The organism is Lysobacter sp. DMC97 (assembly GCF_056313745.1).
In genome coordinates this window covers 18,660-45,093 of record NZ_JBQUZR010000002.1, presented here as the reverse complement: position 1 = coordinate 45,093, position 26,434 = coordinate 18,660, and the positions used below count along the sequence as shown (strand labels likewise).

The 26,434-nt window shown below is 68.3% G+C and carries 28 protein-coding genes; 23 read left to right on the top strand and 5 right to left on the bottom strand.

What is annotated here, in order from left to right:
- Nucleotides 1–108: 108 nt before the first annotated feature.
- The gene (locus ACT53Q_RS03210) at nucleotides 109–654 is read right to left on the bottom strand and encodes a DUF1003 domain-containing protein (RefSeq protein WP_476185218.1); all 546 of its coding nucleotides are present in this window, start codon (nucleotides 652–654) and stop codon (nucleotides 109–111) included.
- 63 nt (nucleotides 655–717) lie between these two features.
- Between ACT53Q_RS03210 and ACT53Q_RS03205 the strand changes: the two genes are divergently transcribed.
- Genes ACT53Q_RS03205 through ACT53Q_RS03195 form a run of 3 tightly spaced genes read left to right on the top strand, consistent with a single transcriptional unit; the run spans nucleotide 718 to nucleotide 2,605 of the window.
- Nucleotides 718–1,263, top strand: coding sequence for a pseudouridine synthase (locus ACT53Q_RS03205; protein WP_476185217.1), 546 nt, complete (start codon nucleotides 718–720; stop codon nucleotides 1,261–1,263).
- Between the two features lie 59 nt (nucleotides 1,264–1,322).
- Nucleotides 1,323–1,970: a BglII/BstYI family type II restriction endonuclease gene (locus ACT53Q_RS03200; RefSeq protein WP_476185216.1), complete on the top strand. Its 648-nt coding sequence runs from the start codon at nucleotides 1,323–1,325 to the stop codon at nucleotides 1,968–1,970.
- Entirely contained in the window at nucleotides 1,967–2,605 is a 639-nt protein-coding gene (locus tag ACT53Q_RS03195) for an MT-A70 family methyltransferase (protein ID WP_476185215.1), read from the top strand. Before ACT53Q_RS03200 ends, ACT53Q_RS03195 begins: the two co-directional genes overlap by 4 nt.
- Nucleotides 2,606–2,634: 29 nt before the next feature.
- Here ACT53Q_RS03195 and hrpB read toward each other — a convergent pair whose 3' ends face one another.
- On the bottom strand, nucleotides 2,635–5,163 hold the full coding sequence (gene hrpB, locus ACT53Q_RS03190; RefSeq protein WP_476185214.1) for an ATP-dependent helicase HrpB: 2,529 nt from the start codon (nucleotides 5,161–5,163) through the stop codon (nucleotides 2,635–2,637).
- A gap of 244 nt (nucleotides 5,164–5,407) precedes the next feature.
- On the opposite strand from hrpB, the gene ACT53Q_RS03185 reads away from it, so the two are divergent.
- The 13 genes from ACT53Q_RS03185 to ACT53Q_RS03125 all read left to right on the top strand — a co-directional run bounded on the left by ACT53Q_RS03185 (nucleotide 5,408) and on the right by ACT53Q_RS03125 (nucleotide 13,629).
- Nucleotides 5,408–7,177 carry an endonuclease gene (locus ACT53Q_RS03185; protein WP_476185213.1) on the top strand — a complete coding sequence of 590 codons (1,770 nt, stop codon included), beginning with the start codon at nucleotides 5,408–5,410 and terminating at the stop codon, nucleotides 7,175–7,177.
- Between the two features lie 58 nt (nucleotides 7,178–7,235).
- Nucleotides 7,236–7,889: a hypothetical protein gene (locus ACT53Q_RS03180; RefSeq protein ID WP_476185212.1), complete on the top strand. Its 654-nt coding sequence runs from the start codon at nucleotides 7,236–7,238 to the stop codon at nucleotides 7,887–7,889.
- 167 nt (nucleotides 7,890–8,056) lie between these two features.
- On the top strand, nucleotides 8,057–8,560 hold the full coding sequence (locus tag ACT53Q_RS03175; RefSeq protein ID WP_476185211.1) for a hypothetical protein: 504 nt from the start codon (nucleotides 8,057–8,059) through the stop codon (nucleotides 8,558–8,560).
- A 76-nt stretch (nucleotides 8,561–8,636) separates the two neighbouring features.
- Nucleotides 8,637–9,014 carry a DUF7674 family protein gene (locus ACT53Q_RS03170; RefSeq protein WP_476185210.1) on the top strand — a complete coding sequence of 126 codons (378 nt, stop codon included), beginning with the start codon at nucleotides 8,637–8,639 and terminating at the stop codon, nucleotides 9,012–9,014.
- A 2-nt stretch (nucleotides 9,015–9,016) separates the two neighbouring features.
- A complete protein-coding gene (locus tag ACT53Q_RS03165) occupies nucleotides 9,017–9,406 on the top strand; it encodes a hypothetical protein (RefSeq protein WP_476185209.1) in 390 nt (129 codons plus the stop codon).
- Between the two features lie 117 nt (nucleotides 9,407–9,523).
- Nucleotides 9,524–9,850 carry a hypothetical protein gene (locus ACT53Q_RS03160; RefSeq protein WP_476185208.1) on the top strand — a complete coding sequence of 109 codons (327 nt, stop codon included), beginning with the start codon at nucleotides 9,524–9,526 and terminating at the stop codon, nucleotides 9,848–9,850.
- A 59-nt stretch (nucleotides 9,851–9,909) separates the two neighbouring features.
- Nucleotides 9,910–10,377, top strand: a complete 468-nt coding sequence (locus ACT53Q_RS03155) for a hypothetical protein (protein ID WP_476185207.1) — start codon at nucleotides 9,910–9,912, stop codon at nucleotides 10,375–10,377.
- Nucleotides 10,378–10,397: 20 nt separating this feature from the next.
- Nucleotides 10,398–10,781 carry a GFA family protein gene (locus ACT53Q_RS03150; protein ID WP_476185206.1) on the top strand — a complete coding sequence of 128 codons (384 nt, stop codon included), beginning with the start codon at nucleotides 10,398–10,400 and terminating at the stop codon, nucleotides 10,779–10,781.
- Nucleotides 10,782–10,916: 135 nt separating this feature from the next.
- Complete coding sequence (locus ACT53Q_RS03145) at nucleotides 10,917–11,318, top strand: GFA family protein (protein WP_476185205.1); 402 nt, start codon at nucleotides 10,917–10,919, stop codon at nucleotides 11,316–11,318.
- 36 nt (nucleotides 11,319–11,354) lie between these two features.
- A complete protein-coding gene (locus ACT53Q_RS03140; protein ID WP_476185204.1) occupies nucleotides 11,355–11,738 on the top strand; it encodes a DUF1304 domain-containing protein in 384 nt (127 codons plus the stop codon).
- Between the two features lie 34 nt (nucleotides 11,739–11,772).
- Entirely contained in the window at nucleotides 11,773–12,234 is a 462-nt protein-coding gene (locus ACT53Q_RS03135; protein ID WP_476185203.1) for a ribosomal maturation YjgA family protein, read from the top strand.
- A 109-nt stretch (nucleotides 12,235–12,343) separates the two neighbouring features.
- Nucleotides 12,344–13,243 (top strand): hypothetical protein, encoded by a 900-nt coding sequence (locus ACT53Q_RS03130; RefSeq protein ID WP_476185202.1) that lies wholly within the window; start codon nucleotides 12,344–12,346, stop codon nucleotides 13,241–13,243.
- The gene (locus tag ACT53Q_RS03125; RefSeq protein WP_476185201.1) at nucleotides 13,240–13,629 is read left to right on the top strand and encodes a GFA family protein; all 390 of its coding nucleotides are present in this window, start codon (nucleotides 13,240–13,242) and stop codon (nucleotides 13,627–13,629) included. Before ACT53Q_RS03130 ends, ACT53Q_RS03125 begins: the two co-directional genes overlap by 4 nt.
- Before the next feature lie 75 nt (nucleotides 13,630–13,704).
- Here ACT53Q_RS03125 and ACT53Q_RS03120 read toward each other — a convergent pair whose 3' ends face one another.
- Together ACT53Q_RS03120 and ACT53Q_RS03115 are read right to left on the bottom strand one after the other, a co-directional pair.
- Nucleotides 13,705–14,874, bottom strand: coding sequence for a serine hydrolase domain-containing protein (locus tag ACT53Q_RS03120; protein WP_476185200.1), 1,170 nt, complete (start codon nucleotides 14,872–14,874; stop codon nucleotides 13,705–13,707).
- Between the two features lie 146 nt (nucleotides 14,875–15,020).
- Nucleotides 15,021–16,196 carry a serine hydrolase domain-containing protein gene (locus tag ACT53Q_RS03115; RefSeq protein ID WP_476185199.1) on the bottom strand — a complete coding sequence of 392 codons (1,176 nt, stop codon included), beginning with the start codon at nucleotides 16,194–16,196 and terminating at the stop codon, nucleotides 15,021–15,023.
- A 178-nt stretch (nucleotides 16,197–16,374) separates the two neighbouring features.
- Here ACT53Q_RS03115 and ACT53Q_RS03110 point away from each other — a divergent pair, with 178 nt between their 5' ends.
- From ACT53Q_RS03110 to ACT53Q_RS03100, 3 genes are all read left to right on the top strand, one after another.
- Nucleotides 16,375–17,196 carry a TatD family hydrolase gene (locus ACT53Q_RS03110; RefSeq protein ID WP_476185198.1) on the top strand — a complete coding sequence of 274 codons (822 nt, stop codon included), beginning with the start codon at nucleotides 16,375–16,377 and terminating at the stop codon, nucleotides 17,194–17,196.
- A gap of 506 nt (nucleotides 17,197–17,702) precedes the next feature.
- Nucleotides 17,703–18,695 (top strand): efflux RND transporter periplasmic adaptor subunit, encoded by a 993-nt coding sequence (locus ACT53Q_RS03105; RefSeq protein ID WP_476185197.1) that lies wholly within the window; start codon nucleotides 17,703–17,705, stop codon nucleotides 18,693–18,695.
- Nucleotides 18,692–21,781: an efflux RND transporter permease subunit gene (locus ACT53Q_RS03100; RefSeq protein WP_476185196.1), complete on the top strand. Its 3,090-nt coding sequence runs from the start codon at nucleotides 18,692–18,694 to the stop codon at nucleotides 21,779–21,781. The genes ACT53Q_RS03105 and ACT53Q_RS03100 overlap by 4 nt, the downstream gene beginning before the upstream one ends.
- Before the next feature lie 12 nt (nucleotides 21,782–21,793).
- Here ACT53Q_RS03100 and ACT53Q_RS03095 read toward each other — a convergent pair whose 3' ends face one another.
- Nucleotides 21,794–23,110, bottom strand: a complete 1,317-nt coding sequence (locus ACT53Q_RS03095; protein WP_476185195.1) for an APC family permease — start codon at nucleotides 23,108–23,110, stop codon at nucleotides 21,794–21,796.
- A gap of 149 nt (nucleotides 23,111–23,259) precedes the next feature.
- Between ACT53Q_RS03095 and ACT53Q_RS03090 the strand changes: the two genes are divergently transcribed.
- The 4 genes from ACT53Q_RS03090 to ACT53Q_RS03075 all read left to right on the top strand — a co-directional run bounded on the left by ACT53Q_RS03090 (nucleotide 23,260) and on the right by ACT53Q_RS03075 (nucleotide 26,387).
- Nucleotides 23,260–24,576: an amidohydrolase gene (locus ACT53Q_RS03090; protein ID WP_476185194.1), complete on the top strand. Its 1,317-nt coding sequence runs from the start codon at nucleotides 23,260–23,262 to the stop codon at nucleotides 24,574–24,576.
- Complete coding sequence (locus tag ACT53Q_RS03085; RefSeq protein ID WP_476185193.1) at nucleotides 24,573–25,058, top strand: hypothetical protein; 486 nt, start codon at nucleotides 24,573–24,575, stop codon at nucleotides 25,056–25,058. The genes ACT53Q_RS03090 and ACT53Q_RS03085 overlap by 4 nt, the downstream gene beginning before the upstream one ends.
- An 82-nt stretch (nucleotides 25,059–25,140) precedes the next feature.
- On the top strand, nucleotides 25,141–25,959 hold the full coding sequence (gene queF, locus ACT53Q_RS03080) for an NADPH-dependent 7-cyano-7-deazaguanine reductase QueF (protein WP_476185192.1): 819 nt from the start codon (nucleotides 25,141–25,143) through the stop codon (nucleotides 25,957–25,959).
- Nucleotides 25,960–26,081: 122 nt separating this feature from the next.
- Nucleotides 26,082–26,387 carry a LysM peptidoglycan-binding domain-containing protein gene (locus tag ACT53Q_RS03075; RefSeq protein WP_476185191.1) on the top strand — a complete coding sequence of 102 codons (306 nt, stop codon included), beginning with the start codon at nucleotides 26,082–26,084 and terminating at the stop codon, nucleotides 26,385–26,387.
- The last annotated feature ends 47 nt before the right edge of the window (nucleotides 26,388–26,434 follow it).

Below are 26,434 nucleotides of genomic sequence, written 5' to 3'. Positions count from 1 at the left end.
CCCGGCCATCCGGACCGCGTCCGCGCCCGGTGGCGCTGAATCGCGGGCGCCGAGCCTCCTCGCTTGCCGGCCGCTCGAAGCGGAAGACTCCGGTGAATCCGTGGCGCGTCAGTCCCGCGCCGCCAGCAGCCGCTGCAGCAGCGCGATCTGCTCGCCCTGCGCGGCGAGGATCTTCTCCAGCTGCTCCACGCGCAGCTGGTCCAGCTTGTCGTGCAGCGCCATGATTTCCAGCTCGGCCTTGAGGTTGACGGCGTAGTCGTGCTCGGCGGCCTCGCGGTCGCGTTCGGCGTGCCGGTTCTGGCTCATCATGATCACCGGCGCCTGCAGCGCGGCCAGCATCGACAGCAGCAGGTTGAGGAAAATGAAGGGGTACGGATCGAACGGGTGCGCGCGCAGCAGCCACACGTTCGCCGTCACCCATGCGCCGAGGAACACGAGGAACAGCCCGATGAAGGTCCACGAGCCGCCCAGCCGCGCCACGCCATCGGCGACGCGTTCGCCGAAGGTGCGGTCGTCGTCGGTCGCCGACGGCGGGCGGGCGGTGCGTTCGCGACGCAGCAGCTGCGAGAGCACGGCGCGTTCGGCCTCGGAGGCGTGTTCCCAGGCCTTGCCGAGCCAGCGCGGGGCGAGTGCGGACGGATCGAGGTGGTTCATGGCGTTGGTCGTGTGGGGAGCCGGCGACAGCATAGGCCCGGCCGTGGCCGGCGGCGTGCGCGGATGCTGATCGCGTTCAACAAGCCGTACGGCGTGCTGTGCCAGTTCACCGACCGCAGCGTGCCGCCGCGGCCGACGCTGGCGGAGTTCGGCCTGCCGGCGGGCGTGTATCCGGCGGGCCGGCTCGACCACGACAGCGAAGGCCTGCTGCTGCTGACCGACGACGGTGCCCTCGCCCATCGCCTGACCGACCCGCGGCACAAGGCGCCGAAGCGCTACCGCGTGCAGGTGGAAGGCGATCCGCAGCCGGAGCAGCTCGACGCGCTGCGCCGCGGCGTGGTGCTCAACGACGGCCCCACGCGTCCGGTGCCGGTGCAACGGATCGACATCGCGACGGCGATGCCCGACCTGTGGCCGCGCGATCCGCCGGTGCGCTTCCGCAAGACCGTGCCCGACGCATGGCTGGAGCTGGAACTGCGCGAAGGCCGCAACCGGCAGGTGCGGCGCATGACGGCGGCGGTCGGCCTGCCCACGCTGCGCCTCGTGCGCGTGGCCATCGGCGGCCACACGCTGGAGGGACTGCGGCCGGGGGCGTGGCGCAGGATTTGAGATTGTAGGATGCCAGTCTCCGCGTCGCGATTCGCGGGGCATATGGGTACACTGCACGCATGACGACGTCCTACCCGTTTGCACCAATTCCGGAAGCGCTTCATGCGCTCTACGAGGTGCACAATTTCAAGCATGCGGCTGAAGTGTTGAGCAGTTCATGCGCTCAGGAATACGAAGAACTATGTCGTGCCTTGACTGCGTTCCGGATCACTCGTGAAGACCTCCTGTCGCCAGGTGGAAACGAATCCCAGATTCCCAAGAAAGTGGCATCGTTGTTGCGCCACGGCGGATGGTTCGAGACGAGAATTCGCGGTGACCTCACGGTCAGGATTGAAACACATTCGGATGATGGCCTGATCAAGACAGAGCAGGAAATCAAGGATTTTCTGGACGGGCACAAGATCGATTTTGTCAAGGATCGTGTTGCATTCGACCTCGAATGGAATAGCAAGGACCAAACTTTCGACCGGGATCTGTATGCGTTTCGCGCATTCCATGAGGCCGGTGTGATCAGTGCCGCAGTGCTTCTGACGCGAAGCGAAAGCATGAATGAGGTGTTCAAGAAGCTCGGCATCATGAAGAAATACGGTGCAAGCACCACATGGATGGGGAAGTTGCTTTATCGTCTGAAAGCGGGCAGAAACGGCGGTTGCCCTGTACTGGTCCTTGGAATCACTCCCGCCCTCATCGAAGACTGGCAAGAATGAAAAGCGCATCCGAAGATCTTCTCAAGCGCGTCGGGGCGCGTCGTTTTTCGACAATTCTTGCCGACCCGCCCTGGCAATTCCAGAACCGTACCGGAAAAGTCGCGCCGGAGCACAAAAGGTTGAACCGATACGGCACGATGCAGTTGAAGGATATTTGCGCCTTGCCGGTATCGAAAGTGTGCGAGGACACCGCACATCTTTACCTTTGGGTGCCGAATGCGCTCCTGCCGGAAGGGCTCGAAGTGATGTCGGCTTGGGGATTCACGTACAAGGCGAACTTGATCTGGCACAAAATCCGGAAGGATGGTGGTCCGGACGGTCGTGGTGTCGGCTTCTATTTCCGGAATACGACCGAAATCATCCTATTCGGGACCCGTGGAAAGAACGCGCGGACGCTGGCGCAAGGTCGTCGTCAGGTGAACATCATCAAGACGATGAAGCGTGAGCATTCGAGGAAACCGGACGAGCAATACGAGCTGATCGAAGCCTGCAGCCCGGGACCTTTTTTGGAGCTCTTCGCGCGAGGTCCGCGAAAAGGTTGGGCGACGTGGGGCAATCAGGCCGATGACTATCAGCCGACCTGGGCGACCTACGCCAATCACTCGCAATCACATCGTCAAGCGATCACGCGCTGACGAAAACCGTTGATGGACCTGCCGCGGGATCACGTCCCCCGCGGCTTCGCCCGATGCGTGGCCGTCGCCGACCACGGATCGTCGGGCCACGGATGCTTCGGATAGCGCCCCTTCATTTCCTTCTTCACTTCCGGGTACGTGCGTTCCCAGAAGCCGTGCAGGTCCTGCGTGACCTGCAGCGGCCGGCCCGCGGGCGACAGCAGGTGCAGCGTGAGCGGCACGCGGCCGTCGGCGATGCGCGGAGTGTCGGCCAGGCCGAACAGTTCCTGCAGCTTCACCGCCAGCACCGGCGGCTGCGGCGCGTCGGTCTCGGCGTCGTAGGCGTAGGTGATGCCGCGCTCCATGCCCGACGGCACGGTGATGCGCAGCGGCGCGAGCGCGTCGATGCGCTGCCGCGTCGACCAGTCGAGGCCCGACTTCAGCGCTTCGGCGAGCTCGTCCTCCGCGAGCGCGTCAAGTCGCGTCTTGCCGGCGAACGCGGGCTTCAGCCAGGTGTCGAGCGTCGCGAGCAACGCTTCGTCGGACAAATCGGGCAGCGCGAGGTCGGGCATCCACGCGCGCAGGCAGCGGATGCGCGCGCGCCAGTGCACCAGCGACTCGCGCCACGGCAGTGCATTGAGGCCGAGCGTGCGCACGGCGTCGGTCAGCGCCTGCGCGGCCCGCGCGGGATCGACCTTCCCCGCCGGTCGCGCGTCCAGCACGATGCCGTCGAAGCGCTGCACGCGTTCGGCGACGAGTGCGCGGCGGTCGGCATCCCAGCGCACTTCGTCGCGATCGGAGAAATGCGCCGCGAAGTCGGCGCGCAGCCGGCGTTCGTCGACCGGTGCCGCGCGCAGCAGCAGCGCGTCGCCGCGCGCGTGGCGCAGTTCGCTCGCCACCAGCCACGGTTCGCCGATCAGTGCGCTGTCGTCGAACAGCGAGGCCATGCGCCCGTTCGCCAGCTGGTAGCGGCGACGGTCGCTGCCGTGGCGGTAGGCGATGCGATCGGGGAAGGCGTGGGCGAGCAGATCGCCGAGCGCGTGCGCCGGCACGTCGTCGGGTGCGCGCGCGTCGCAGCGCAGGCGGCGGCGCCACTGCGCCGCGGCCGCGTCGATCGCCTGCAACCCCGAGCGCGACGCTTCCGCTGGCGTGCGTCCGCGCCGGAACGCCGCCAGCGCCTGCCAGCGCGCGGCGAGCGCATCGCTGCGTCCGCCGCCGGGCATCGCGCGCAGGGGATCGCGGGCTTCGACGAGTGCGGCGAGGTCGCAGGCCAGCGCGGTGTCGCGCGGCGTCGGCGCGGCTAGCAGCATCGCCGCGAGCCGCGGATGCGTGCCGAGCGCGAGCATCCGCCGGCCGAACGCGGTGATGCCGCCGCCCGTGTCCAGCGCGCCGAGGCGCTGCAGCAGGTCGCGCGCGGCGGCGAGCGCGCCCGGCGGCGGAGCGTCGACGAACCGTAGCGCGTCGCTGCCCCACGCGGCGAGTTCCAGCGCCAGCGAGGCCAGCTCGACCTGCGCGATCTCCGGCCGGCGCTGCGGTTCCAGCCGCTGCGATTCCGGCCAGAGGCGATACGCCCAGCCCTCGGCGACGCGCCCGGCGCGGCCGGCACGCTGGTCGGCGGACGCCTGCGCGATCGTCACCACGTCCAGCCGCGAGAAGCCGCTGTTCGGGTCGTAGCGCGGCTCGCGGGCGAGGCCGCTGTCGATCACCGTGCGCACGCCGGGCAGGGTGACGCTGGATTCGGCGACGTTGGTCGCCAGCACCACGCGGCGGCGGCCGTCGGGCGCGGGCTGCAGCACGCGCGACTGCTGTTCCACCGGCAGTTCGCCGTGGAGGGTCAGGACTTCGACATCGGCCATGCCCGGCGCGTCGGCCAGCAGCGCCTGCACGCGGCCGATCTCGCGCTGTCCGGGCAGGAACACCAGCACGTCGCCGGGATGCGCGGCCAGCGCGTGCTCGACTGCACGCCGGGTCTGGTGCTCCGGCGCCTCGTCGCGGCGCGCGGGGAAGTGGGCGATCGTGACCGGGAAGCTGCGGCCGGCGCTGCTCAGCCGCGGGGCGTCCAGATCCCGCGCCAGCCGCTCGCCGTCCAGCGTCGCCGACATCACCACCAGGCGCAGGTCATCGCGCAGGCCGGCCTGCACGTCCAGCGCCAGCGCTAGACCGAGGTCGCCGGCCAGGTGACGCTCGTGGAATTCGTCGAACAGCAGCGCGCCGATGCCTTCGAGCATCGGATCGTCCTGCAGCATCCGGGTGAGGATGCCTTCGGTGACGACCTCTACCCGGGTCCTCGCCGAGACCTTGCTCTCGAAGCGGATGCGGTAGCCCACGGTCTCGCCCACCGCTTCGCCCAGCTGCTTCGCCATGAACCCGGCGGCCGCGCGGGCGGCCACGCGGCGGGGCTCCAGCATCACGATCTTCCGCCCCGCCAGCCAGCCGGCGTCCAGCAGCGCCAGCGGCACCTGGGTGGTCTTGCCGGCGCCCGGCGGGGCTTCCAGCACCAGCCGGGTGCCGGCGGAAAGGGTCTCGCGGATCGCTGGCAGCAGCGCGGCGATGGGGAAGGCAGGGGACGGCGTCGACATGATCCGCACAGGCTAGCAGCCCGCCGCCCGTCGGCCGGGAGGGGCGGGTCCGCGGGCGACCGCTGGCACCTGTCACACGTGTCGGCTAGATTGCCCATCCCCGTCTACGCTCCCGTGCGCCGGCGGGCCGCGTCGGGCTTTGGGGAGCCGCGCGGATGCAAAGCCGGTGGCCATGGATCGACGGCCTCCGCCGGAACACGCCCGGGACGTGCCTGTTCCATCCATCCAACCGAGAGATCTGTCTATGTCGCGTGTGTTGTCCACGATGTCGCCGCTCGCGTGCGCTCTGCTGCTCGCCACCGGCGCCGCCCATGCCGAAGTCTTCATCAACGAATTCCACTACGACGATTCCACCGCTTCCGGCGACACCGGCGAGCGCATCGAAGTCGTCGCCACCGCCGGCGAAACGCTGAGCAACTACAAGATTTACCTCTACAACGGCGCCACCGCGACCGCTGCGGTGATGTACGACAACGACCCGGTGCCGGCCGGCAGCCTGGTCACCTGCGGCGCGCAGGTGCGCATCGCCACCCTCGCCTACGCCACCAACGGCATCCAGAACGGCCCGGCCGACGGCATCGCGCTGGTCGACGGCGCCGGCCAGGTCGTGCAGTTCCTGAGCTACGAAGGCCAGATCAAGGCCAGCGACGGTCCCGCGGCCGGCCGCACCAGCCTCAACCTGTCCGTGTCCGAGACCGGCTCCGACGCCGCCGGCAAGTCGCTGCGCCTCAGCGGCACCGGCACCGCGTACTCCAACTTCACCTGGAACGCCCCGGCCACCCAGACCTTCGGTGCCTGCAACACCGGGCAGACCTTCGTCGCCCCGAACCCGCGCCCGGCCGTGAGCTCGACGACCCCGGTCGCCGGCGCCACCGACTTCCCGGCCGCCGGCAACCTTTCGGTCGTCTTCAGCGAACCGGTCGCCATCACCACCGGCGCGTTCACGCTGTCGTGCGCCACCTCGGGCACGGTCACCGGCCTGACCTACCCGACCTCCGCCTCCAACACCGCCAGCATCTCGACCAACACCGCGCTGGTCGGCGGCGAGGCCTGCACCTTCACCGTGGTCGGCAGCAAGGTCACCGACGCCAGCGGCCAGACCATGGCCGCCAACACCGTCGTGAACTTCAACGTCGCCTCCGGCGGCGGCGGCGGCACCGGCTACTACCAGCACGTCAACACCAGCAGCCCGTCGCAGCTGCGCTGCTCGCTCAACCAGACCATCCGTGGCCATACCGCGTACTCGTACAGCGGCGGCACCACCAACACGTGGACGATCCTCGAGATCGCCGACGAGGACCCGAACAACGCGGGCAAGATCCTCGACGTGTACTTGAACCACAGCTTCACCAAGGTGAGCAGCCGCGCCGGCACCGGCTCCGGCCTGGTCTACAACCGCGAGCACACCTGGCCGAACTCGCTGGGCTTCAGCAACTCCACCGGCAACCTCGGCCTGCCGCACTCGCCGTACACCGACACCCACATGCTGTACCTGTCGGAATCGGTCTACAACGCCGACCGCGGCAACAAGCCGTACGCCAACTGCCCGCAGTCCTCGGGTTGTGGCGAGCGCACCACCGAAGTGAACAACAGTTCCGGCGGCGGCAGCGGCGTGTACCCGGGCAACTCCAACTGGGTGATCAGCCCGGACGGCAACGGCGGCTCGTTCGAAGTGTGGAACAAGCGCAAGGGCGACATGGCCCGCGCGGTGATGTACATGGCCATCCGCTACGAAGGCGGCACGCACCCGACCACCGGCCAGAACGAGCCGGACCTGGAGCTGACCGACACCCGCAGCCAGATCGTCATCACCTCCGCTTCGCCGGCCTACATGGGCCTGCTGTCCACGCTGATCGCCTGGCACCAGGCCGATCCGCCGGATGCCGCCGAACGCGCCCGCAACGAAGTGATCTACAGCTTCCAGGGCAACCGCAACCCGTTCATCGACCATCCGGAATGGGCCACCAGCGCGCTGTTCACCTCGGCCAAGCCGGGCACCTGCACGCTGAACTGATCGTTCGACATCGCGATGCGACACGGAAACGCCGGCGGGAGACCGCCGGCGTTTTTGTTTGCTGGTCCATCGGCGATCGCGTGACAGCCTGTGGCCGTGGACGCTCGACCGATCCGGCCATCGCGTCGAAGTCATCTCTCTGCGGCTTCAACGACTGCGGTACGCTACCGGCAATGGGCATGACGATCCGTTCAAGCCGGCCGCGGGTCGAGACGTCGGCTGCGTGCCTACGCTACGCTGGCACGCGTCGGCCACCTCGCCATGGGCCGGCTTAACTCAGGCGTTAGCCACTACAGGGGAAATCGTGGCAATGGAAAATCCATACGCAGCACCTGCATCTTCCGTCAATGATCAGAAAAACATGGTGCCAGAGGATGTACTCAAGAAAATACGCAATGCCTGGGTTGCCGCCATCATTTCGGCAGGTATGACCCTGCTGATAACACTCATTGCCATGTCGGGTACGGAATTGATGGGGTTTTCCGCATGGCAACTGATGGACGTCGCATTAATCCTTGGTCTCGCGTTCGGCATCTACAAAAAGAGTCGAACATGTGCAGTCCTCATGTTCGTCTATTTCATCGCTTCTAAAATCATGCTCATGGCTCAGTCGGGCGCACCAAACGGCATTTTCCTGGCGATCATGTTTGGCTATTTCTACTGGCAAGGTGTGTCTGGAACTTTTTCTTATAACAAGATCATCAAAAGTTAGCCCATGCCGCAGTCTACTGGAGCGTTACTGGTCAGCAGAGAAGTCATGCTGGGTCGCTGTCTGCCGCATGACCCCGCCATCGAGCAGACATGCAACGGCTGGCTTCGCTATCCGTCGCATGCCGCTCATGTCGACCGTTAGGCCGCATCGGGAAACAGACAGCAGCCATGCAGCAACAAGAAGAAGGCGAGTTTATCGCCACGTTGATCTACCCTGAAGGCTATGCAAAGCAGGTCAATCAGGTTGCGACTGTGTGGTCGAACCAACTCCGATTCATCAAGAGAAAAGAGCTGGCGCTTGAACCCTTTGCTGTAGGGCCCGTACCGATTGCTGCCGTTCGCCGCATTGTCTACCGCAGAGAACTTGCGATTGCCCCGTTTCTGGTGGGTGTGCTCATCCTGTTCATCATCGCCATTGTTCTGCTTGGCCCAATTCCAGCAGGGACGCACATTCCTGTCGGCGCGTTGGCTGTGGCCGGGTATGCTGGATGCACTTGGATGCGAGGTGTCAAGCGGCACCGGATCGACTTTGAATTGCCTGACCGGGTCTTGAGCTGGCGTTCCAAAGCTGGGGATCTTGAGTTTGCAGAGCCAAGTGTCAACAAGGTCGTGGAGTTCGCAAGGAGCCGTGGACTTCTTGCTTCGGCTTCGGACCGCGGCTCTGGGGGCTGACAATTCGTCCAGGCCGACAGCGCTTCACGGTGCGGATCAACTCATCTGTCAGCAGTGCGCCGAAATGGATAGGTACTTGCACGAAAAGCAATTCATAGCCTCACTTCGACAGGCCTTCGGTACGGAAGCTGCCGCAACCGACCAATGGCTCATGGAGCGCGGTTGGGAAGAAGACCTTCTACTGGAATTGCCGCACCACTGGCTGGAAGCCTTCGCGGAGCAAACGAATGATGCAATCGCGCGTCGCGACAGCGAGACGGTCAAAAGGCACACCGAATACATGGCCCGCGGCTATCTGCAAGGCGGTGACGAGGTCAAGTGCTTCATCGATGTCGGCTATGCCGAGCACCTCCTGTGGCGATCGGATGCAGCCGAGAAGGCTTGGGCCTGGCCACAGATTGCAGCACCGGTGCGAGCGCTGTACGAGGAAATGTGGGGCGCATCTTACGATTGACGATGCGTCAAGCCGACGCCGCTTCGCGGTGTGGCCTCACTCAAGGCAGCAGGCCCATGAAGAGATCTTCGCGCGTGATGCTCGGTCTGGCGTGCGGCATCGTGATCACCCTACCGGCGCTCCTGTTGGCTGTCGCGTCTGCAGGAGCCGGCCACGGAGACTACGTTCTCGCCAGGGTCTTGTTCCCCTACACGGTGCTGCTCGCGCGGCTGGCAGGCGATACGATCACGGCTCCCCTGATCGGCATCGCGCTATCGCAGTTCCCCGCATACGGGCTCGCCTGTGCGCTGTATCGCCCGGGTGTGTGGGCGACCGGTGCGGCTGCACTGGCCGCGGCTCATGCCGCGGCAGCCATCGCGTGCTTCAGCGGTTTCCTGCCGAACTTCTCCTGAAGCATCGAAGAGAAGCCCGCCAACTCGTTCAAGCCGGCTGCGCGTCGTGGCATCGGCCACACGCCTGCGCTGCGCTGGCGCGTATCCGCTGCGCCCCTGTGAGTCGGCTAAACTGCGGTGTCACACCGTCGCAATCAAGAACTGGAGGATGTCATGGGAGCAGCTCAAATCGGCTTTGTCATTGGTTCTTTCGCACTGGCGTTACTTTTTGCTGCAGTCTGGCTGATCTTTTGCATGGTGATACCGGGACTACGAAAGAACCCTGATGTTTCCTATGGCGTTGCAATGGTGCTCGCAGTTCTCCCGGCGCTCATGACAGCGACGGGCATCAACATCTACAACATCGCGGGTTCAGGGCTTTGCATTGCATTGCTGGTATGGCAATTGCGCCGCGCAAAAACGCGACTCGCAGCCGCGGCCGCCAAGTCGAGAGCCGACAACTGACAATCCGTCCGAGCCAAGCCGGCATCGTGGCGCGGCTTGATTCAAGGGGTAAGAACAGCATGCACGAGAATCCCTACTCGTCACCACGAACAAGCGGCAACGAACGACGCGATACACCGCGTCGACCGCCGTCGGTGAAGCTTGCGGCCGCATGCATCGTATGTACTGTCCTGACGGGTCAGGCCAAATTCTTCTTCATCGATATGCCGATCACAGGGGTCCTGGCTGGCCTTGCGTTTACCGTCGTCCTTGGCGTCGCCGTGCTGGTCATTGCAGCCGTTCTTTCGCGAATGAACTGGGCCCGATGGGTGGTAGCGGCACTATTGACGGCCAACTTGTCGCTTTTTCCTGGTGCGATCGGTCACGTCTCGTTACCGGCGCTCGGGGTCATCCTGGTTGTCCAGGCCAGCTTCCAGTTGGTGGCGCTTGTGCTGATGTTCTTGCCGGCGTCCACCAGGTGGTACAGGCCCAATCATTCATCCAGGCCGCCGCCATCTCGCGACTCGCCCGGCGCGGACGCCCTGTGATTCGGATCGAGGACGTCCCCATGCATACCGATCCAACCCCATCCTCCCTGCACGGCGCCTGCCACTGCGGCGCCGTGCGCCTGTCGCTGCCCGCGGCCCCCGACATGGCGACGAGCTGCAACTGTTCGCTGTGCCGGCGCACGGGCGGCATCTGGGCGTACTACGCGCTCGGCACGGTCGCCATCGAAGGGCATCCGGAGCACACGGAAAGTTACGTCTGGGGCGATCGCACGCTGCGGAATTTCCGCTGCAGGACCTGCGGCATCGTCACGCACTGGGAGCCGATCGATCCCGAGCCCGGCGCGCGGCATGGCGTGAACCTGCGGAATTTCGAGCCCGTGTTGCTGGACGCCGTCGTCGTCCGGCGCTTCGACGGGGCGGACAGCTGGACGTACCTGGATTGAATGCGTGCGTCATCGCGTGGCGTGCACTTGCAGGTTCGCAGTCACCATCCAACAATTCGTCCGGACCGAGCATGCCGCACATTCCCCGCGGGTCATCGGGCCTTGCCGGAAACCGAAACGGGACAGGGAGACGTGATGGAAACGACGTTCGCAGGATCATGCTTGTGCGGGGCGGTCCGCTACACGGTCGAAGGAACTTTCGATCGCTTCTTTCTTTGCCATTGCGCGCACTGCCGCAAGGATACGGGTTCGGCGCACGGGGCCAACCTGTTCTCGTCGACCGCGAGGCTGGCCTGGCGCTCCGGCGAGGACATGGTCACGACCTACACGTTGCCCGGCACGCGCCATGCGCGGAGCTTCTGCGCCACCTGCGGTTCGGCGCTGCCGTTGTCGGGGGCCGGCATGCTGGTCGTGCCGGCCGGGAGCCTCGACACCGCCATCGACATCACGCCGGACGGGAACATCTTCACCGCCAGCCGCGCCGAATGGGACCATGACCTCGACAAGGCGACGGCCTATCCGTCATTCCCCGTATAGATCCGGACGATGGATTCATGCCGATACGGGGGCGTCATGGCCGACAGGCGACTCGCTGCAAACCTCCTGTGCGTTGTCGTCGCCGTTGCGCACCTTGGATTCCTCGTGCTCGAGATGTTCCTCTGGGATCATCCGATCGGTCGCGGCCTGTTTTCCATGACGCCGCAGATTTCGGCGGCAACAGCCGTGCTGGCGATGAACCAGGGGCTCTACAACGGCTTCCTCGCCGCGGGTCTGCTGTGGGGCATGCGCGCGGGGCGAACCGATGTGAAGGTGTTCTTCCTGGTATGCGTGATCGTCGCAGGCGTGTTCGGTGCCGTGACGGCAAGCCCGGTGATCCTGTTCGTGCAGGCGGCTCCAGCCATGCTGGCATTGGTTGCCGTGCTGTTGTCGGAGCGGAAGGTGTCGCGTGCGACCTGAGCAGCATCGTCGTGCCCTTCAACGCGGCAGGTTGTTGAGCAATACCGGATCGAATGCTTCCAACGTCGTCCTCGCCCACCCGAGGGCGCAGCGTCGCAATGCCTACGCACTCGCGATCCTGCTGACGATCGCCGTCGGGCTCGCGTCGCGCAGATGGCCGGGGCTGCTTCCGGAGGCGCTCGGCAAGTACCCGGGCGATGCGCTGTATGCCGTGATGATCTACTGGCTGGTCGCGCTTGTCCGTCCGCGCGACGGCATCGTGCGATCGGGGACGTTCGCGCTCGCGATCTGCTTCGCCATCGAAGGCCTGCAGCTCTGGCAGCCGCCGTGGTTGCAGGCGATCCGGGCGACGACGATCGGGCATCTGGTGCTGGGCTCGCACTTCAACGCGCCGGATCTGCTGGCGTACGCGGTCGGCGTGCTGGCGGCGATGGCGTTGGAAGCGCTGTCGGTCGCGCTGTCGGCCGCTGCGGAAGCAGCGAGCGACAAGGATTGAGGGGCCGACCTGTGGCAGATTGTCCGCGTCCCCGTTCGAGAGATCGCCGATGCATGACTGCGCGTCCACCCGGGTGATCGGACGGGTTCGATTCGGCCGAAGCCGCCTCGTGCGCGCCGCATGCGTCGTCGCGATGCTCTGCCTCTCCGCCTGCGCCACGGTCCGCAGCGACGGTGAAATCGCGCGCCTCCCCTTCACGCTCGGGCCGCAGGGCAACATGCTGGTCGAGGCGACGCTCAATCGCCGCGATCGCGTCACGCTGATGCTGCACACCGCGGCATCGCAGGTGATGCTGACCGAAGACGGCGTGCGCAAGGCGCCGAGCGTGCAGTTCGTCGGCACCGATGCCGTGGAGAGCTGGGGCGGGACGTCGTCGTCGCGCACGAGCCCCGGCAACGTGCTCGGGCTCGGTGCGCTCGAACGCCGCGACGTGCGCGTGTGGGAGGACGTGAATTCCGGCGCGGGCAGCGACGGCAAGTTCGGCCTGGATGCGTTCGGCGACCGCATCGTCGAAGTGGATTTCGACCGGCGCGAACTGGTCGTGCATGCGCGCCTGCCCGCGAAGACCGCGCACTGGCAGCGGCTGCCGCTGGAGCAGGCCGACGATGGCCTGTTCGTGACCGCGACCTGCCTGGTCGACGGCATGGCGATGCCGAACCGGTTCCTCATCCACTCCGGCTACGCCGGCGGCGTGCTGCTCGACGATGCCTTCGTCGCGCGCAACGGTCTCGCGGCGCGCATTCCGGCGACCGAAACCCAGCGCCTGACCGACGCCTTCGGCCACGTCATCGAGGTGCGCAAGGGCGTGCTGCCCGGATTCGCGCTCGGCGACGAGACATTGCATGACATCCCGGTCGGCTTCTTCCCGGGCGCAGTCGGCCGGCAGACGATGAGCGTGCTCGGCATGGCCGTGCTGGCCCGCTTCGATCTGGTGTTCGATCTGCCGGGCAAGACGCTGTACCTGCATCGCCGCGACATGCGGTCCGACGACAAGGAGACTTCGCGATGATCACCGGCACCTGCCACTGCGGCAACCTGCGCTGGACCTTCGATGCCGTGCCGGACGGCGCCACCGCCTGCAACTGCACGGTGTGCCGGCGCTACGGCGCGCTGTGGATCTACGGCCACGAGGACGACGACGTCCGCGTGCAGGGCGAGACGCGCGCCTACGTCCGCGGCCGTGCGATCGAATTCCACTTCTGCCCGCACTGCGGCGGCATGGGCTACTGGCGCGGGCTGCGGCTCGAAGACGACGGCCGGCGACGCCTCGCGGTGAACGTGCGCATGGCCGAACCCGACGCGGTCGCGATGATCCCGATCGATCACTTCGACGGACTGGACACGTTCGAGGACCTGCCGCGCGACGGCCGCTGCGTCGGCGATTACTGGGCCTGATCCGCATGCCGGATCGATACCGCGACGCGGCGAACCCGAAGGCCCGCCGCGCCGCAGTCGCTCGACGGCCGTCGCTCAGCGGCGATCGTGCGTGCGCGTGAACGTGATGCGCACCGGCGCGGGCGCGCGCTTGTCCGCCACCGGCTGCGCGGGCAGTGCTTCGGCGCGGTACAGCGTGGCGGCCGGCGCGGTCACGACGTTGACCAGTGCGCGGATGTCGGTGATGTCCGGCGCCAGCTTGAAGCGCTGGTCCTTCACCAGCAGCACGCCGCCGACGTTCGAGCCGTAGTCCACCCACGGCGTGAAGCCGAAGGCGCCGGGGCTGGAGATCACCAGCGCGGTCGCGTTCGGATCGTTCGCGCTGTCGATCCAGTGGCCGATGCCGTAGCCGAAGCCGTCGGTGTACGGCGGTCGCGACAGGTTCTGCGTGCCGACGGTGCGGTCGATCGACATCGCCGCCAGCGTCGCTGGCGAGAGGTACACCTTGCCGTTGTAGCGGCCGTTGGCCAGCAGCATGTCGACGACGTGGCCGTAGTCTTCCAGCGTGCTGCGGCCGCCCTCGGCGATGCGGGGGTTGGCCATGCGCACGTAGCCGGCGACGGTGGAATCATAGGCGTAGTCGGTCTGGGTCAGGCCCAGCGGCGTCACCGTCTCGGCGATGAAGAGGTCGTCCCAGCTCTTGCCGCTGGCGATCTCGGCCATGCGGCCGGCAACCTGCATCGAGTTGCCGCCGTAGGCGAAGACCTTGCCCGGCGTGCCGATCAGCGTGGAGTTCGCGAGGATGGTGTTGGCACAGTCGCCGAGGGTGATGCGCTGGTTCGCCATGCACAGGTTGTCGGTGTCGGGCAGCGCGCTGGTGTGCGAGAACAGCTGCGCGAGCGTGATGCCTTTCTTGTCGGCCGGCGCATTGGGGAAGTACTGGCCGACGGTGTCGCTCCAGCGCATCGTGCCCTTGTCGACCAGGCGGGCGACGGTGAGGCCCGACAGCCACTTGCTGCCGGAGGCGATCGGCACGCGGGTGGTCAGCGAATAGCCGCCGAACGCGCGGCGATAGACCACGCTGCCGGCCTTGTTCACGCGCAGCGAGGCGCCGTCGAGCGCGTGGTCGGTGACGAACGTCTGCATCGCGCTGGTGACCGGCGTGAAGTTGTAGAGCGGCGCCGCCATCGCCGCGCCGGCGGTGACGAGGGCGACGGCGAGGACGGAACGGGCGCGACGGGGGAGGAAACGCGGGGAAAGACGCATGGGGAATCATCCATGGAAAGGTGGAAGGAATGCGGAACGTGGACAGCGTCGGAACGGCCGTGTCGCCTCGCGGGATCGCGGGCGACGACGGCAGACGCCCGCCCCGGCGAACCTGGGCGGGCGGATGCGCCGCGAGGGCGCGGCACTCAGTGGCGGTTCGCGGCGTTCGCGAGCGCGGCGGTGCGCACGCGGGCGGCCTTCGTCGCGAACGTCGGCAGCGGCTGCGCCGGCAACGGATCGGCGATGTACAGCGCGGCGGCGGGCGCGGTCACCACGTTCACCATCATGCGGATGTCGTTGATGTCGTCGAACAGCCGCGTGTTGTCGTCCTTCACCAGCAGCACGCCGGCGACCTGCGTGTTGTGGTCGACCCACGGCGTGAAGCCGAACGCGCCCGGCGAAGAGACGATCAACGCCGAAGTCGGATCGATCCACTGGCCGAGGCCGTAGCCGTAGCCGACCGACGTGGGCGGACGCGAGACGTCGACGGTGCCCACGGTGCGGTCGCGCGCCATGTACTCGATGGTGAGGCGATTCAGGAAGCGGCGGCTCGGCAGGCAGGTGCCGTCGGCGCGGTAGTCGAGGCAGCCCCAGGCCAGCACCATGTCGACGACCTTGCCGTAGTCGTCGAGGGTGCTGCGCACGCCGCCGGCGATGCGCGGATTGGTGTTGCGCACGTAGCCCAAAGCGGTCGACGAGGTGGCGTAGTCGGTGCCGGTCAGGCCGAACGGCGTGACCATCTCGGCGATGAAGAGGTCGTCCCAGGCCTTGCCGGTGGCGATCTCGGCCATGCGCCCGGCGACCTGCATCGAATTGCCGCCGTAGGAGAACACCTTGCCGGGCTGGCCGATCAGCGGCTGCTGCAGGATGCGGTTGGCGCAGGTGGTCAGCGTGTACAGCGGGTTCGACATGCAGAAGTCGTCGCCGCCGGGCAGTGCGCTGGTGTGCGAGAACAGCTGTTCGAGGGTGATGCCCTGCTTGGCCGGTTCGACGGTCGGGAAGTACTGGCCGACGGTGTCGCTCCAGCGCATCTGGCCCTTCTCGACCAGGCGCGCGATGGTGATCGCCGACAGCCACTTGCTGGCCGAGGCGATCGGGATGCGGGTGTCGAGCGCGTAGCCGCCGAACGCGCGGCGATAGACCACGCTGCCGGCCTTGTCCACGCGCAGCGACGCGCCGTCGAGCGTGTAGGTGTCGACCAGCGATTGCATCTCGGTGGTGACGGGGCGGAAGTCGTAGCGGACGGCGGCATCGGCGGTGCAGGACCCGATGGCGAAGAGTGCGACTGCGGTGGCGAGGGTGGAACGAAGCAGTTGGAACATGGCGTGTCTTCCTTGTGGGTTGGGGGACGCGCAAGGAAACGCCGGTCTTCCGCGCGGGTTGACCCCGCGCCGGAGTGCAGTTGTGAACGGATGTGTCGACGGAAACATCTCGTCACATGCGCGGGCCGCGACGCGCCATTCCGTACAATGCACGCCTGTCCTTCCCTGCCGGACCCGCATGCACACGAGCGCCACGCCGCTGATCGACATCGGCGCCAACCTCACCCACGAAAGCTTCGACCACGATCGCGAAGCGGTGCTCGCCCGCGCGCGCGACGCGGGCGTGACGAAACTGGTGGTCACCGGCGCCAGCCGCGAGCATTCGCCGAAGGCGCTGATCCTGGCGCAGACGTTTCCCGGCACGCTGTACGCCACCGCCGGCGTGCATCCGCACCACGCGGTCGAATACACCGACGAATGCGATGCCGAGATGCGCGCGTTGCACGCGCATCCGGAAGTGGTCGCTGTGGGCGAATGCGGTCTCGACTATTTCCGCGACTTCTCGCCGCGGCCGGCGCAGCGGCGCGCGTTCGAGCGCCAGCTGCAGCTGGCGGCGGACCTCGCCGCCGACGGGAATGCCAAGCCGCTGTTCCTGCACCAGCGCGATGCGCACGCCGACTTCCTGGCGATGATGAAGGACTTCGACGGCCGCCACGGCCCGGCCGTGGTGCACTGCTTCACCGGCACCCGCGAGGAGCTGTTCGACTGCCTTGATCGCGACTGGTACATCGGCATCACCGGCTGGCTCTGCGACGAGCGTCGCGGCCAGCACCTGCGCGAGCTGGTGAAGCACATCCCCGCGGACCGGCTGATGATCGAGACCGACGCGCCCTACCTGCTGCCGCGCACGGTGCGCCCGCAGCCGTCGCATCGGCGCAACGAACCGATGTACCTCGCGCACATCGTCGAGGAACTCGCCCGCGATCGCGGCGAGTCCGTGGAGGCCGTCGCCGCCGCGACCACCGCGACGGCGACGGCGTTCTTCCGGCTGCCGGCGTGACGCGTCCCGGTCAGGGGCACATCTCGGTGTAGCACGCGTAGTCGTGTCGAGCACCGCCAGCGCGTCGACGATCGCGGCTTCGCGGAAGCCGTCGATGCGGCCTTCGCCGATGTACAGCAGCGGCCCGAGCTGCCGTCCGATCACGAAGAACGCCGGCACCAGCGGCCAGGGCAGGAGCGTTCTCAGGCGCTTCGGCATCGCGGTTCCCTGCGTGCAGCGCCGGTCGGAGCGGCGTTCCTCGATCGACGCCGACGATGGCACCGGGCGGCGCGATCGGCCGCCGCGATGCAGCAAGCCGCCGCCGGCTGGCTGAATCCGGCGTTCATCATCCGCCGGACGGTCCCGGACATTAGTGAACTTGCCGGTACACTGCCGCTTCCTTAACCGCGATACGCATCATGCCGGTCCGTGCCCGTACCGTCCTGCTGGCTGCAGGGCTCAGTCTTGTTCTCGTCGCCTGCCAGGATGACAGCCCTTCCCCGCAAGACGCGGGCGCGAGCAAGGCGATGGTGGTGACCGTCGCGCCCGTGCGCGCCCGCAGCCTCCCGCGCGGGGTCTCGGTGTCCGGCGCGGTGGCCCCGGTCGAGGAGATGCAGCTCGGCGTCGAACTGGGCGGCTTGCGCGTGACCGCGCTGCACGTCGAGGTGGGCGCCCGCGTCGAGCGCGGCCAACCGCTGCTGGAACTGGATCACCGCACGCTCGACAGCGACCTGGCGCAGGCCGAGGCCGCGCTGCGCGAGGCCGAGGCCGGCGCGCAGCTCGCGCGCGCCAACCTGGCCCGCGGCCAGGGGCTGGCGAAGGACCGCTTCATCAGCGCCGGCCAGCTGGACGAACTGCGCGCCGCGCGCACCCAGAGCGAAGCGCGCGTCGGCACCGCCCGCGCCGCCCGCGATGGCGCCGCGCTGCGCCGCAGCTTCGCCGACCTGCGCGCGCCGGCCGCGGGCATCATCTCGAAGCGGCTGGTGCAGCCGGGGCAGGTGGTTGCCGGTGGCGGCGAATTGCTGCGGCTGATCCGCGACGGCCGCCTGGAATGGCGTGCCGAACTGCCGGTGGGCCAGCTCGGGCAGATCTCCCCCGGCGATCGCGTCGTGCTGACCGCGCCGTCGGGCGCCCGTGTCGACGGCCGCGTGCGCGCGGTGAGCCCGGGCGTCGATGCCGCCACCCGCACCGGCACCGTCTACGCCGACCTGCCCGATCCGCAGGGCCTGGCGCCCGGCGCCTACGTCGAGGGCCGGATCGACACCGGCCTCGCCGATGGCACCACCGTGCCGGTCGCCGCGGTGGTGCTGCGCGACGGCTTCCCCACCGTGTTCCTGGTCGACGGCAAGGGCCTCGCCCACGCGCAGCGCGTGCGCACCGGCATCAAGCTCGACGACACGATCGAACTGCTCGATGGGCCGAAGCCGGGCACCCGCGTGGTGGTGCAGGGCGCGGGCTTCCTCGCCGAGGGCGACCGCGTCCGCATCGTCGAGGCGCCGGCCGCGGGCGCGACGCCGTGACCGGCGGCGGCAATCTCTCGTCCTGGGCGATCAAGCGGCCGCTGCCGGCGCTGATGGTCTTCTTCGTGCTGTGCGTGGCCGGCCTGTGGGGCTTCCACTCGCTGCCGGTCGCGCGCTACCCGGACATCGCCTTCCCGATGACCACGGTGACGGTGAACAAGCCCGGCGCCGCGCCGGCGCAGCTGGAGACGGAGGTCACGCGCAAGATCGAGGATTCGGTCGCGACGATCTCGAACGTCAAGCACATCATGTCCACGGTTTCCGAGGGCAGCAGCGTCACCGCGATCGAATTCAACATCGACACGGACCTGTCGGTCGCGCTGGACGACACCCGCGACGCCATCACCCGCGTGCGCAGCGACCTGCCGCAGGACATCCTCGAACCGGTGGTCGGCAAGGTCGACATCAGCGGCTCGCTGCAGACCTGGGCGGTCTCCGCGCCGGGCATGACCGCCGACGAGCTGTCGTGGTTCGTCGATCGCGACATTTCCCGCGCGCTGTACGGCGTGAAGGGCGTCGCCAACGTGAAGCGCATCGGCGGCATCGACCGCCAGGTGCGCGTGGACCTCGATCCGCAGGCGCTGATCGCCTACGGCATCACCGCCGGCGCGGTGTCGCAGCAGCTGGCGCGGATCCAGGCCGACCAGCCGGGCGGCCGGACCGAAGTCGGCGGCCAGGAGCAGACGCTGCGCGCGCTGGGCACCGTCGCCGACGCGCAGCAACTGCGGGACTACAGCATCGCCCTGCCCGACGGCCGCGCCGTGCGCCTGTCGTCGATCGCGCACGTGCACGACGATGCCGCCGATCCGACCCAGGTCGCGCTGCTCGACGGCAAGCCGGTGGTCGCGTTCTCGCTCGCGCGCACCCGCAAGGCGGACGAAGTGCGCGTCGCCGCCGACGTGCGCGCGGCGCTCGACGCGCTGGAGGCATCGCACCCGGGCGTCGGCTTCGAACTGGTCAGCACCACCGTCGAACAGACCCAGCGCTCCTACGCGTCGTCGATGACCATGCTGTGGGAAGGCGCGCTGCTGGCGCTGCTGGTGGTGTGGTGGTTCCTGCGCGACTGGCGCGCCACATGGGTGTCGGCGGTGGCGCTGCCGCTGTCGATCATCCCGACCTTCGCGGTCATCGCGTGGCTGGGCTTCAGCCTCAACATGATCACCCTGCTCGCGCTGTCGGTGGTGGTCGGCATCCTGGTGGACGACGCGATCGTCGAGATCGAGAACATCGTCCGCCACCTCGGCATGGGCAAGTCGCCCCGGCAGGCCGCGGCCGACGCTGCCGACGAGATCGGTACCGCGGTGATCGCCACCTCGATGACGCTGGCGGCGGTGTTCGTGCCGGTGGCGTTCATGCCGGGCATTCCCGGCAAGTTCTTCCGCGAATTCGGCTGGACCGCCGCCACCGCGGTGCTGTTCTCGCTGCTGGTGGCGCGCCTGCTCACGCCGATGATGGCCGCGTACCAGCTCAAGCCGCACACGGGCCCCGAGACCGAATCGAAGCTGATGACCCGCTACCTGGGCTGGGTCGATGCGGCGCTGCGCCATCGCGGGCGCACGCTGTGGATCGCGCTGGGGCTGTTCGTGGCCTCGCTGGCGCTGGTGCCGCTGATCCCGACCACCTTCATCCCGTTCACCGACCTGGGTCGCAGCAACCTCAGCCTCGAACTGCCGCCGGGCACCCCCATCGAACGCACCACTGCCGTGGCCGAGCAGGCGCGCGCCCGGCTGGCCGACATCCCCGAGCTGAAGCACGCCTTCACCATGGTCGGCAGCGTGCTGGACCTCGGCGATCCCGGGAAGACCGGTACGGGCGAGGCGCGCAAGGCGACGGTGGTGCTCGACTGGGGCCTGGCCAAGGACCGCCACCGCGGCCAGCAGGTGCTCGAACGCCTCGTGCGCGAGCGTCTGGCCGACCTGCCCGGCGTGAAGATCCGCTTCATCAGCACCGAACCGGGCGAGATGATGCAGCTGGTGCTCGCCGGCGACGATCCCGCGAAGCTCGAAGCGGCCGCCGCCGGCGTCGAGCGCGGCCTGCGCGGGCTGTCCGGCCTCGGCAGCGTGGCCTCGTCAGCGTCGCTGCTGCGTCCCGAGGTGCAGGTCGTGCCGGACCCGGCGCGCGCCGCCGACCTGGGCGTGGCCACCGCCGACATCGCCGACGCCACCCGCATCGCGACCGCGGGCGATTACACCCAGCGCATGGCCAAGCTCAACCTGGCCGATCGCCAGATCCCGATCCGCGTCGGCTTCGCGCGCGATGCGCTGCGCGATCCGGCGCTGATCGGCCAGCTGCGCGTGCCCGGCCGCAACGGCCCGGTGCCGCTGTCGGCCGTCGCCGACATCCGCGACGGCAGCGGGCCGTCGGTGATCTCGCGCTACCAGCGCCAGCGCAACATCACGCTGACCGCCGAGCTGGACGGCCGCCCGCTGGGCGAGGTGATGAACGAAGTGCAGGCGCTGCCGGCGGTGAAGAACCTGCCCTCCGACGTGCAGTTCCTCAAGGCCGGCGACGCGCAGATCTTCGTCGAACTGTTCATCGGCTTCGCGCTGGCGATGGTCGCGGGCCTGGCCTGCATCTACATGGTGCTGCTGCTGCTGTTCAACCACGCCATCCAGCCGCTGACCATCCTCACCGCGGTGCCGCTGTGCGCCGGCGGCGCGTTCGGCGCGCTGCTGCTGACCGGCACCGCGCTGTCGCTGCCGGCGCTGATCGGCCTGCTGATGCTGATCGGCATCGCCACCAAGAACTCGATCCTGCTGGTCGACTACGCGGTGGTGGCCGAGGACGAACACGGCCTGAGCCGCCACGATGCGTTGATCGACGCCTGCCGCAAGCGCGCGCGGCCGGTGATGATGACCACGCTGGCGATGGGCGCCGGCATGCTGCCGCTGGCGCTCGGATTCTCCGGCGATTCCAGCTTCCGCGCGCCCATGGCGTGGGCGGTGATCGGCGGCCTGATCACCTCGACCCTGCTCAGCCTGATCGTGATCCCCGCCGCGTACTCGCTGCTGGACGACGTGGGCCAGTGGATCGGCCGGCGCGTGCGCGGCCGCCGCAAGCAGGCGGCGCACCCCGCGGCGGGCTGACCCGCCGCGGCCTCAGCGCCGGAACGCCCGCAATCCGGCGTAGATCGCGACCAGCGCCGCCAGCGCGATGAGAATGGCAGCCCATTCGTCGGGCTTGAGCGTGGTGACGATCGCGACCATCGCCGCGACCGCGACCAGCGGGATCGCCGGGCCGCCGGGCATCACGAAGGGTTCGCCGCGCTCGCGCAGGTCGCGCGTCTGCGCGCGCCACGCGGCGACGCCGACGAAGCCGTACATCAGGCAGATCGCGCCGCCGGAGATCAACGCCAGCTTGTCGAAGCTGCCGAACAGCGCCAGCGTCCACGCGATGCCCGCGTGCGCGACCAGCGCCAGCAGCGGCACGCGGTGCGACGCCGACACGCGGCCGAACACGCGCGGCAGGTAGCCGTCGCGGCCCAGCGCGAACACCAGCCGCGACGTGCCCAGCAGATTGCCCATCAAAAAGCCGGTCATCGACACCGCGGCGGTGAGCAGCAGCAGCGTGCGGCCCGGTGCCCACAGCGCGGCGGCGGTATCGGCCAGCGGCACGCCGCTCTTCGCCAGCGCCGGGCCCAGCAGCGTCTGCCCGGCGATCTGCAGGCCGAGGTAGAGCAGCACGACCAGCAGGATCGCGGCGATGGTCGCGCGCGGCACGCTGCGCGCGGGATCGCGCAGCTCGCCCGACGGCACCAGCGCGGTCTCCATGCCGGAGTAGGCGAACATCACCAGCACCATCGACGCGCCCAGCGCCGAGAACGACGGCACGTCGGCGAGGCTGAAGCTGATCTTCGCCGGATCGATGAACCACACGCCGATCGCCGCCAGCGCGAACAGTGGCGTCAGCTTGAGCGTGGCGAGCGTCGCGATCGCGCGTGCGCCGAGTTTCACGCCGAACGCGTTCAACGCGAACAGGGCGAGATACACCACCGTCAGCAATCCCGCGCGATGCCACGGGTCGGCGAACGCCGGCGACAGCGCCGCGACCTGCGACGACAGGCCGTCGGCGACGCCGGCGCTGGAGGCGAGGTTGCTGATCCACATCAGCGCGCCGGCCAGGAATCCGGCGAACGGCCCGAACACCGCGGTGAGATACGTGTACGGCCCGCCGGTGGCCTGCGTGCGGCTGCCGATCGCGGCGAAGCACAGCGCCACCGGCACGATCGCGAGGGCGCCGGCGATCAGCGCCAGCGGCGCGGCGATGCCCATCTGCGTCGACAGCGAGGCCGGCATGCGGAAGATGCCGCCGCCGACGATCACGTTGATCACCGCCGCGGTCAGCGCCAGGCTGCCGACCGCGCGGACCAGGGCGGCATCGCCTTCGAGCGGACGGGCGGCGGGCGTGTCGGACATGGGCGGCTCGGTGCGGACGGCGGACGCGGCAGCCTCGCACGGGGCGTCGGCTTTGGCGAGTGCGTCCGCAGCATGACGCCATGCCCGCACGCACGGTGTCGCGGCCGGCATGCGGTAGCATCGCCGCAGCCCCGTCCGGAGATCGCCGCATGCGCCACGCCCTGCTCGCCCTGTCGCTGACCGCCGCCCTCGGCGCGGTCGCTTCGCCCGCCCGTGCCGGCGATGCGCGTCCCGACGTCGACGCCCAGGCGCAGCGGCTGCAGCCGAAGGTGCTGGCCTGGCGCCGCGACTTCCACCAGCACCCCGAACTCGGCAACCGCGAGACGCGCACCGCGAAGATCGTCGCCGACCACCTGCGCGCACTGGGCTTCGAGGTGAAGACCGGCATCGCGACCACCGGTGTCGTCGCGGTGCTCAAGGGCGGCAAGCCCGGCCCGCGCATCGCGCTGCGCGCCGACATGGATGCGTTGCCGGTGACCGAACGCAACGCGCTGCCGTTCGCGTCGAAGGCCACCGCGGTGTTCCGCGGCGAGACCACCGGCGTGATGCACGCCTGTGGCCATGACGCGCACACCTCGATCCTGATGGGCGTGGCCGAGGCGCTGGCGGCGATGAAGGCCGACCTGCCCGGCGAAATCCTGTTCGTGTTCCAGCCGGCCGAGGAAGGCCCGCCGGACGGGGAAAAAGGCGGCGCCTCGGAGATGCTGGCCGAAGGCATCTTCCGCGACTTCAAGCCGCAGGCGGTGTTCGGCCTGCACGTGTTCAGCACGCTGCCGGCGGGCACCGTCGGCTATCGCAGCGGCCCGGCGATGGCGGCGTCGGATCGCTTCAACATCGTGATCAAGGGCCGGCAGACGCACGGCTCGCGGCCGTGGGGCGGCATCGACCCGATCGTCGCCGCGGCCGAGGTCGTGACCAGCGCGCAGACCATCGTCAGCCGCCGCCAGAACCTCTCGCACCTGCCGGTGGTGGTGAGCTTCGGCGCGATCAAGGGCGGCATCCGCTACAACATCATCCCCGACCAGGTGGAACTGATCGGCACCATCCGCACCTTCGACGAAGGCATGCGCCAGGCGGTGTTCGCCGACCTGAAGAACGTGGCCGAACACGTCGCCGCCGCGCACGGCGCCACCGCCATCGCCCATGTGCCCGACACCGAAGGCAATCCGGTGACGGTGAACGATCCCGCGCTCACCGCGCGCATGGTGCCCAGCCTGGAGCGCGCGGTCGGCAAGGATCGCGTGCTGCCGCTGGACCTCAACATGGGCGCCGAGGATTTCTCGTACTACGCGAAGGAAGTGCCCGGGTTCTTCTTCTTCGTCGGCGCGACGCCGGCGGGCAAGGACCCGGCGACCGCGCCGTCGAACCATTCGCCCGAATTCTTCCTCGACGAATCCGCGCTCGACGTCGGCCTGCGCTCGATGCTGCAGGTGGTGCTGGATTACCAGAACGGTGACGCGCAATGAGCCGCGTCAGGCTGTCCATGGCGCTCCTGTTCGGGGCGGCCGTCGCCATGATCGGCCCGGCGTCGGCGGACAAGCGCAGCGACGACCTGTCCGGCCACTACCGCGTCCGTGGCGAATGCGCGTACAGGACGCAGGACGGCGAGTACCGCGACTGCGTCGCCTGGAACACGCTGGCGTTGAAGCGGGATGCGGAGCCGGGGCGCTACCGCTATGAACTCGACACGGCCACGTTCGCGACGACCGCGGGCGGCTGCGACCTCAGTGGTTCGCTGCAGGAAACCGTCGTCGACGGGGAGCGGCGGCTCGTGGCGATTCCCGACGAGGAGAACCGCTGCCCGCTGCGCTTCGTCGAGCGGTCGCGGTCGCTGGTGCTGGAAGTCGATGCCACGCTGGACGCCGACACCGCATGCCGCAAGTTCTGCGGCGCCAACAGCAGTCTCTACAGCGATCCGTTCCCGCTGCGCTCCCGGCGTCGTCGCTGACGCACGCCATCCCCGCCGTGGCGGACCGGCAGCGACGGGTCGCCCGGTTCGGACCGTTCGCGCGGCAGGCTAGACTGTCGCGATGACGCATCCCGACATTCCGCTCGGCCGCGAGGTCGCGTATCCCGGGCAGTACGATCCGACGCTGCTGTTCCCGATCCCGCGTGCGCAGGCGCGCGGCGAGATCGGCGTCGACGACGCGGCGCCGCCCTTCATCGGCCACGATCGCTGGCATGCCTACGAACTGAGCTGGCTCGACGCGCGCGGCAAGCCGGTGGTCGCGACCGCGACGCTCACCGTGCCGGCGACCTCGCCGCACCTGATCGAATCGAAGTCGCTGAAGCTGTACCTCAACTCGTTCAACGGCGGCCAGCGCTACGACAGCGCCGACGCGGTGCGCGCGGTGATCGTCGCGGACCTGTCCGCCGCCGCGGGCGCACCGGTCGACGTGGCGTTCGGGCTGCCGCCGTTCGCCGAGGGCGCGGACGGTGCGGAATCGATCGACGGCCTCGACGTCGACATCGATCGCTACGGTCCGCCGGATGCGTCGCTGCTGTCGGCCGACGGCGACGCCATCGTCGAGGAGACGCTGCACTCGGCGCTGCTGAAATCGAATTGCCCGGTGACCGGCCAGCCGGACTGGGCCGGCGTGCGCATTGCCTACCGCGGGCCGCGGATCGATCGTGCCGGCCTGCTGCGCTATCTCGTGTCGTTCCGCGATCACGCCGAATTCCACGAGCAATGCGTCGAACGCGTGTTCGTCGACCTGCTCGCGCGTTGCCGGCCGCAGGCGCTGTCGGTGGAGGCGCGCTACACCCGTCGCGGTGGCCTGGACATCAATCCGTGGCGCGCGACACCGGGCACGCCGCCGCCCGCGGCCGGGCGCGACGCCCGCCAGTAGCGCGGTCGTCGTGCACGATCCCGCGACTGATTCGCGGTACGGAAAAATACCCGGGATCGATATGGATTCTTAACATGGCGCGTGTCAATGTGGCCCCGCCATTCCGGCAGGAGCCCGCGACCATGACCACTCCCGACAAACCCGATTTTTCCAACGTGCAGTCCGGCTTCACCACCACCGAAGAAGTGATCGGTGGCAGCGGTGGCGGCGGCGGCACCGGCGAGCAGACCTACACCATCGAGAAGGGCGACACGCTGTCGGCCGTCGCCAAGCGCTTCTACGGCAAGTCGAAGTACTGGCACCAGATCTACGAGGCCAACCGCGACACGATCGAGGACCCGGACCGCATCTTCCCCGGCCAGACGATCAAGCTGCCGGCGATCGACATCGACGGCGACGGCGATCTCGACGATCCGACGCTCGGCTGAGCCGAACGCCGAAACCGCTCCGTCAGGAACTTCATCGCCCGTTTCGA